This is a genomic window from Mongoliitalea sp. (genome assembly GCF_054166905.1).
The window spans coordinates 49,356-56,388 of the sequence record NZ_JBSZCK010000001.1 but is presented as its reverse complement, the minus strand read 5'-3'; the positions used below and the strand labels follow the sequence as shown (position 1 = coordinate 56,388).

The 7,033-nt window shown below is 40.4% G+C and carries 6 protein-coding genes; 3 read left to right on the top strand and 3 right to left on the bottom strand.

Features of this window, described 5'->3' with window-relative positions; translation table 11 throughout:
• Positions 1-385: 385 nt before the first annotated feature.
• A complete protein-coding gene (locus ACXIUD_RS00185; protein ID WP_458050620.1) occupies positions 386-2,281 on the top strand; it encodes a hypothetical protein in 1,896 nt (631 codons plus the stop codon).
• A complete protein-coding gene (locus ACXIUD_RS00180; RefSeq protein ID WP_458050619.1) occupies positions 2,278-2,973 on the top strand; it encodes a hypothetical protein in 696 nt (231 codons plus the stop codon). The genes ACXIUD_RS00185 and ACXIUD_RS00180 overlap by 4 nt, the downstream gene beginning before the upstream one ends.
• A gap of 126 nt (positions 2,974-3,099) precedes the next feature.
• Here ACXIUD_RS00180 and ACXIUD_RS00175 read toward each other — a convergent pair whose 3' ends face one another.
• Genes ACXIUD_RS00175 through ACXIUD_RS00165 form a run of 3 tightly spaced genes read right to left on the bottom strand, consistent with a single transcriptional unit; the run spans position 3,100 to position 5,544 of the window.
• Positions 3,100-4,077, bottom strand: coding sequence for an MlaD family protein (locus ACXIUD_RS00175; protein WP_458050618.1), 978 nt, complete (start codon positions 4,075-4,077; stop codon positions 3,100-3,102).
• A gap of 2 nt (positions 4,078-4,079) precedes the next feature.
• The gene (locus ACXIUD_RS00170) at positions 4,080-4,820 is read right to left on the bottom strand and encodes an ABC transporter ATP-binding protein (protein ID WP_458050617.1); all 741 of its coding nucleotides are present in this window, start codon (positions 4,818-4,820) and stop codon (positions 4,080-4,082) included.
• Between the two features lies 1 nt (position 4,821).
• Positions 4,822-5,544, bottom strand: a complete 723-nt coding sequence (locus ACXIUD_RS00165) for an MlaE family ABC transporter permease (RefSeq protein ID WP_458050622.1) — start codon at positions 5,542-5,544, stop codon at positions 4,822-4,824.
• Between the two features lie 189 nt (positions 5,545-5,733).
• Between ACXIUD_RS00165 and ACXIUD_RS00160 the strand changes: the two genes are divergently transcribed.
• Entirely contained in the window at positions 5,734-6,924 is a 1,191-nt protein-coding gene (locus tag ACXIUD_RS00160) for an esterase (RefSeq protein WP_458050616.1), read from the top strand.
• Positions 6,925-7,033: the final 109 nt, after the last annotated feature.

Here is a 7,033-nt window from a genome sequence, read left to right as displayed (position 1 = left end):
CTTAAAAGCCTCCTATTCCATTCCAAAAAAATAACTTTTGACGGGGGTCAGTTTACATCACCAGCCGGGGGTCGATTTGCATCACCAGCAAGGGGTCAATTTAAATCGTCAACAAGGGGTCAAATTCATCATTTTTTGCACGTCGTTTTTTACCCTAAATGTTCAAAATTTTCAATCTTGAACAAATTTAATGAGAGAATTCTGGTGATTCATAGTCAATGAACCAGACTCACTATGCGGACGGGGTGAATATTGAGAATTAATTTCACCTGTTTTTTCAAGCAGTCACAAAGCTTTTAAAAAAAATTAGTTTTTTGGAATCAACTATTTTTTTGTTCTGTAATTACCAGTATATTTAGGTATCAGGAGTGTCGTTTACCCAGCAATGAATAAATCACATGTAAACAAAGGCTTGACAATTGCATGGATTTGTTTAGCTACTTTCATTTTTTCGCAATGTACCTATGAGCTGGAGGAAGAGTTTCATTTGGACATCAAGCCCCCCTCACTCAGAGAAGTCACCCTACTGATAAACGACTCCGAGCTCCCACAGCCTTTTTATCTTATGGAGCGTACTAATTTTCGGTTTACCCTTCAGGAATTGAACAATGCTATTTTTGAGACTGAAGTGCGTCTCAATGGTAATCTAATAAAAGCAGACATAGTGGATGGCGCAGTGACGTTTTCGATGAACCCCGATTTTCTTGAACCGAAGGAACATTTATTGGAGATGGTTTTTTATGCTGATACACGATCCAGAAGTTTGGCCAACCTCCTCGGTGGTGAATACTATGTCATTAACAAGACATTTAGGGTGATCATTGATCCGACCGTTCCTGAATTCCATTCATTTACGAGTGAACTTGAAGATGGATACCTGGTTTATCGATGGAAGGGGCCTCAGGATCGGAAAAATTTTGTCTATAGATTCCGTCGTAACACTTCTGGTCACCCTTATTTTAAGGACACGATCATCTACGATACCAATGTCAACCATTTTATTGACAAAGGATTTGTAGGCGGCTACCAATATCACAATTTAAGAGCAACAGGGTTTAAATTTGATGTGACGATAAATGCGAAGCAACTACATGTTCCCGAACCTGATTTTTCCCTTATCAAAGATGAGGAGGAGATTGTAAAACTGGTGTGGACTAAGGCGGCAATCAATCCGGAAGGTGTAATACTATCTATAACCGCACCATTTGAATTTGAAGGGGTAAAGACCTATCCATTTTCTTCTTCCGGTGAGATTTCTATCGGTAAATTAGATTATTTGGAAGATGCAGATGTGAAATATACCCTTCATCGGACAGGGTATATCCAACAACAGATTGAGGGAAGTCTTCACTTAAGAGCTGAGCCCACCTTCGAGCAATTCGAGCGATTCATTATGCTGAAAGATAATCATAAAATACTGATTCAAAATGATCGAGGAATCTTTCGTTATGATTTGAATGGATATGTTTTGGAAGATAGTTTAATATTCAATAATCTTGGGATATATGAAATAAACTCAATTATTATATCCCCTAATGAATCAAAAGGCTATTTCATTGATCCAGATAGAGGAATCATGAGTTTTGATCCTTTAGATTTTTCAAAAATTCAACTTCATGAGATTTCGCTGCCGCTTTCAATCTCGAATAGTCTTTCTTTTCCACCGCGTTTCCAACTGGGGAATGCCTCAGAAAATGGTCTTGTAACTGCCAGAATGTTTAGTGGAATTAATCGTTCGGTTGTGATAGACATGAACAATGAAAAAATACTTTGGCACTCTCATGCTGGCAGTTGGTCCATACCTACTATCTCCCCTGATGGTAAGTATTTTGCAGCGAATTTAAGTTTTACTGATGAGGATTATATAGGGAGAGTTTTTCAACATGTGCAGGGGGGATTTCAGCAGATTGGGCAAATAGATTTAGGTGATCATATATACTTCCTACCGGACAGCAAACATGTTATGTCTGTGAATGGTGTGCCCGACTACAGAGAAAATCCGGAAGAAAACTACATTAAAGTGTATGATGTGTCCCATCCACCACAAAGTCCCAGTGCATTCTTTAGTAACAGCAGAGAAGTCCACTTGCCATATATCAATGGACTTTGGAGGTGGGGATTTGACCCCCTGTCAAACCATTTATGGTTTTCTAATTCTGAAACTATTCAATTGTTTAGCCCCATCACGATGAAGTTCGAAAAGACATACGATGCTTACGGCTTTGTTTTCTCCAATTATTATTTGCTTCGTCACGATGGATTTATAATTAAAGCACCATGAAAGTTTATTTTACCATCCTCTTGTTTTTTCTGGTGTCTTCTGTCACTGCACAAGAAAGCGTTTCGCTTATTTTCAGGTTTGGGATGGCAAACTATTCCATGAAATCACAAAAACTGTTTCAACAGGATCTCAACAGGATGTCTCCAGTGCCATTCAGAACAGTCCATGCTTTTCCCCCCTTTAATACCTTTGGTGGGTCTTTTGGATTTTCTATTTCGAAAAGAGTTTCTTTAGGGATTTGGGGAGAATATACCTCTACCGGTGGTAGATTGTCTTATGGAGACTATTCCGGTTTTGCAAGAATTGATCAGGAATTAAAAGTTGCTCAAATAGGCCCTTATGCACAGGTTCGACTGAATAATTCGAAGGGTTGGCCTCTCTATGCAACCATGCATACTTCTATTGCCGGTACAAACCAAAAATTAACATCCATTCTTGAAGTAGGTACATTCAAAGAATATGAAAATTATTCGTTGAAATCCATCAATGTCGGTCTTCGTCCTGGAATTATGATAACCCGTGATTTATATCCTTTTACTATTCAAGCAGGCCTAGGGGCCGAACTGCAATTTCACGGGGAAATGAAAGAAAATTCCAATCAACAACTTGTTTTTCAGACCTCTGATGGTAAAAATCTCATTTCTCAATGGGACGGATTGCGGATTACTTTCGGGATTGGGTTGAAACTTTAGCTTTATATATTCAAGATACAAAGTAGCAAATGCCAGTTTACATCTACCTTCTTATGGCATGCTAACGGCCAAAATAGTTTTGATTATTGTTGGTAATATATTTGTTCAAGGAAAGTAGAAACTGACTCATTCATTGTCGGCCTCTTTTTCCTTTTCCAACCTTCTAAAGTATCTCCTAAACAGGAAATTACTCCTCATGGCCTCCATATTTTCCGCAAAGGATGCTGTACCTTCCTCTACATTCAGCATACTCTTTAATATGGCTTCTTTGAGCACAGGATCCTCCAAAATCAATTTGGCAGTTCCGTCACTTTGCTCAATATCATGGAGAATACTTTTGACCTGTACCATGATTTCTTGGGTTTGTTCGCTTACTTCCAGTAAATGGGCGACAGATTGTGAGAAATTGTTGGCTACGATGGTATCGGTGAATACTTGTTGAACCAAGCCCTGACCCTGTTCTAGGGTGTGCAGTATACGTTTGCCAGATATAGCCATATCAGAAGCATTGTTTCCCGCAGTACGGATTTCCTGCACAGCTGCTTTGACTTCTTTGGTCAACAAACTATCCGAAAGCAAATTCCAAAGTGCTTTACTATCATTTAGCTTTTGTGATACATTGGATAAATGAAAAAATGTTTTCTCCAGATAGTCACCGGTAGATTCCAATGTTCTCAACATTTCTTCCGTATCCAAGCCTGCCCGGGCAAAGAGCGTATCTCCTTCCGAAATCATCGGAGAAAACCCTTCCTGTGGTAGTATCTGAATGATTTTATTTCCCATCAAACCATCTGTATTGATGGCAGTGAGGGAATTATTTCGAATAAATTGAGTCATCTTTCGCTGAACTGCCATCGTGATGTAAATTGAAGAATCATTTTCCATATTGATAGATCGAACAGTTCCGATATTCAAGCCCTTAAACCGAACATTATTCCCAGGAACTAAACCGCTAACATTATCTACCACTGCCGTGATTTGTATAGCAGTACCAAAGAGATTTTTATTCTTGCCTATCATGTACAAGGTCAAGACAAGAAATACCAGTCCTGCAATGACCAAAAGGCCTAGCTTTGTATTGTCGATTACTTTTGTTGCCTTCATGACTATTCGAAAAACGCTTTAATTTTTGGATCAGTAGCAGCTTCTAATTCTTGGAAAGTCCCCGAAGCGTAGTTCTTTCCGTCGATCAACATGATGATTCGATTGGCAATCATCTTGATGCAATTCAAATCGTGCGAAATCACGATAGATGTGGCGTTATATTTCTTCTGTACATCAATCATCAATTGTGAAATCTCCCTTCCCGTGATCGGGTCGAGGCCAGTGGTAGGCTCGTCATACAAGATTACTTTTGGACGTAATATCAAGGCTCTCGCGAGAGCTACTCGTTTTCTCATACCTCCTGATAATTCAGCAGGCATCATATGTAGTGTATGTGCCAATCCCACGTCTTCCAATGCTTCCAAAATGGCTTGGTCAGCCATTTTATCCCGTTTTTCCTTCGTCCAATGTCTGCGTAAGGGAAATAGTAAGTTCTCCCGTATAGTCATGGAGTCATACAAGGCGTTGCTTTGGAAGAGAAAACCAATATCTGCCCTCCATGTATTGAGTTGGTCTTCATCCAAGGTGTCAATGTTTTGACCAAGTACAGTTATTTTTCCTGAATCTGATGCGATCAGTTTAATGATGCATTTGATCAACACAGATTTCCCGGAACCTGATTTCCCCAAGATGACCAAGTTTTCACCCGTTTGCACAGCCATGGAAAAATCACGTAAGACATGATTTGTTCCAAATGACTTATTGACGTTTTCTACCAGGACAATGGGGTCTTTTGTTTTCATCTTAAGTTAAGCCAAGTAAATCAGTAATTTGGACAACCAACAAATCAATAACAAATACCATTAAGGATGCTGCGATGACAGCGGTAGTGGCTGACCTGCCCACACCTTCTGTTCCCTTTTGTGAATGATAGCCCTTGTAGCAACCCACAATCCCGATAGCAAAGCCAAAGAAGATGGTCTTGATAAGGGAGGGGACTACATCTCCAAAACTCAAAGAGTCGAATACCTGAAACCAATACAAACTCCAACTAACATCTCCCCTTAAATTTGCTCCCAAGTAGCCCCCATACAGGGATACAGCATTAGCTACGCTAGAAAGCAAGGGAACCATCACCGTGGCGGCCAATACCCTCGTCACAATAAGGTATTTGAAAGGATTGGTGCCAGATACTTCCATGGCATCTATTTGCTCTGTGACGCGCATGGAACCAAGTTCAGCCCCCATACCAGAACCGATTTTTCCGGCACAGATCAATGCCGTGATGACAGGGGCGATTTCCCGCACCAAGGAAACAGCCACCATGGCAGGCAGCATGGCTTCAGCGCCAAATTCAACCAACGTTGGCCTTGATTGAATGGTCAAAACCAAGCCCATGATAAAGGCTGTAATGCCAACCAAGGTCAATGTTTTGTAACCTATCCAAAAACATTGATTGATAAACTCTTCCCATTCTTGCTTGGGCTTCAGGACCTCACGGAAAAACCTTGCGGTAAATCGGCTCATGTCCCCAACCTCATGCAGGAAGGTGCTTTTTATGGAAAGTAGGTTTTTCACTATTTTGATTATTTTTACACAAGTTAACTGATTTTTGATTGAGGTTTCAGTAATCAAAATCAGTGGATTAGGTGATATAAATCATCTTTTATTTGTAGGACCCTGTATTCAATTTGTGACACCTTTAAACTATTATGTGTGAGAAATTTTGGTATTATTCAGTTGCTGTGCCTTTTGTGTTTGGGTAATTTATTGGCCCAAGAAGCAATTTTCCGTTCCCAGGATTTGATCTCTCCTGAAATTAAAGGAAATTCCGTGACGTTTCGCTTTTTTGCTCCTCAAGCTCAGCAAGTAGAAATTACAGGGGATTTTTTACCTGCCATCCAAATGGATTCACCCATGGGTACAGTGGATGCACCAGGCAAAGCCTCCTTATCCAAAGGGGAAAATGGAGTGTGGGAATACAAAGCAGAAGGGCTAGCTCCCGAGTTGTATAGCTACTCCTTTATTTTGGACGGATTAACTGTAATTGACCCAAGTAATCCTTTCCTTATCCGAGATGTAGCCAATGTCACCAATATCTTTATTATCGAAGGTGAACAGGCAGAGTTGTATAAAGTACAAAAGGTTCCGCATGGGACAGTTGCCCGTAGATGGTACAGATCGGAAGGTCTTGGGATGGACAGACGCTTGACTGTCTATACTCCAGCAGGGTATGAAAATTCTGCGGACAGCTATCCAGTTTTGTACTTGCTTCATGGGGCAGGGGGAGACGAAGAGGCTTGGATTTCCTTGGGAAGGACTGCTCAAATCATGGACAATCTTATGGCTCAAGGAAAAGCCAAATCCATGATAGTGGTCATGCCTAATGGTAATGTTATTCAAGACGCAGCACCTGGGGAAGGGAGTCTTGGTTTTTATAAACCTCAGTTTATGATTCCCAAAACCATGGATGGAACATACGAACTCCATTTCCACGAGATCATTGAGTTTATGAAGCAAAATTATCGGGTCAAATCAGAGAAATCCCATCGGGCTATTGCAGGACTCTCTATGGGCGGATTTCATACCCTGCATATTTCCCGTTTTTACCCAAATACATTTGATTATGTGGGGCTGTTTTCTGCTGCGATCATGCCTCGAGAAGATGCTACCGGTAAAGTCTATAAAGACTTGGATGAAACATTACAGCAGCAACGGGATAATGCCTATCAATTGTATTGGATAGCTATTGGAGAAACGGACTTCCTTTACAAAGCCAATCAGGAATACTTACAAAAACTTGACAGCATCCAATTGCCATACACGTATGTAGAGTCTGATGGAGGTCATATCTGGAGAAACTGGAGAATTTATTTGAGCCAGTTTGTCCCTCAGCTGTTTCAATAATTGAGAGAGGTGATGAAAATCTCTTTAAAGGCCATTCATTTACAAGCTAGTTCACTTCATTTTCAAACCCTTTATGAAGTCAAACCCAGCATTCATGAAGAAAATGGCT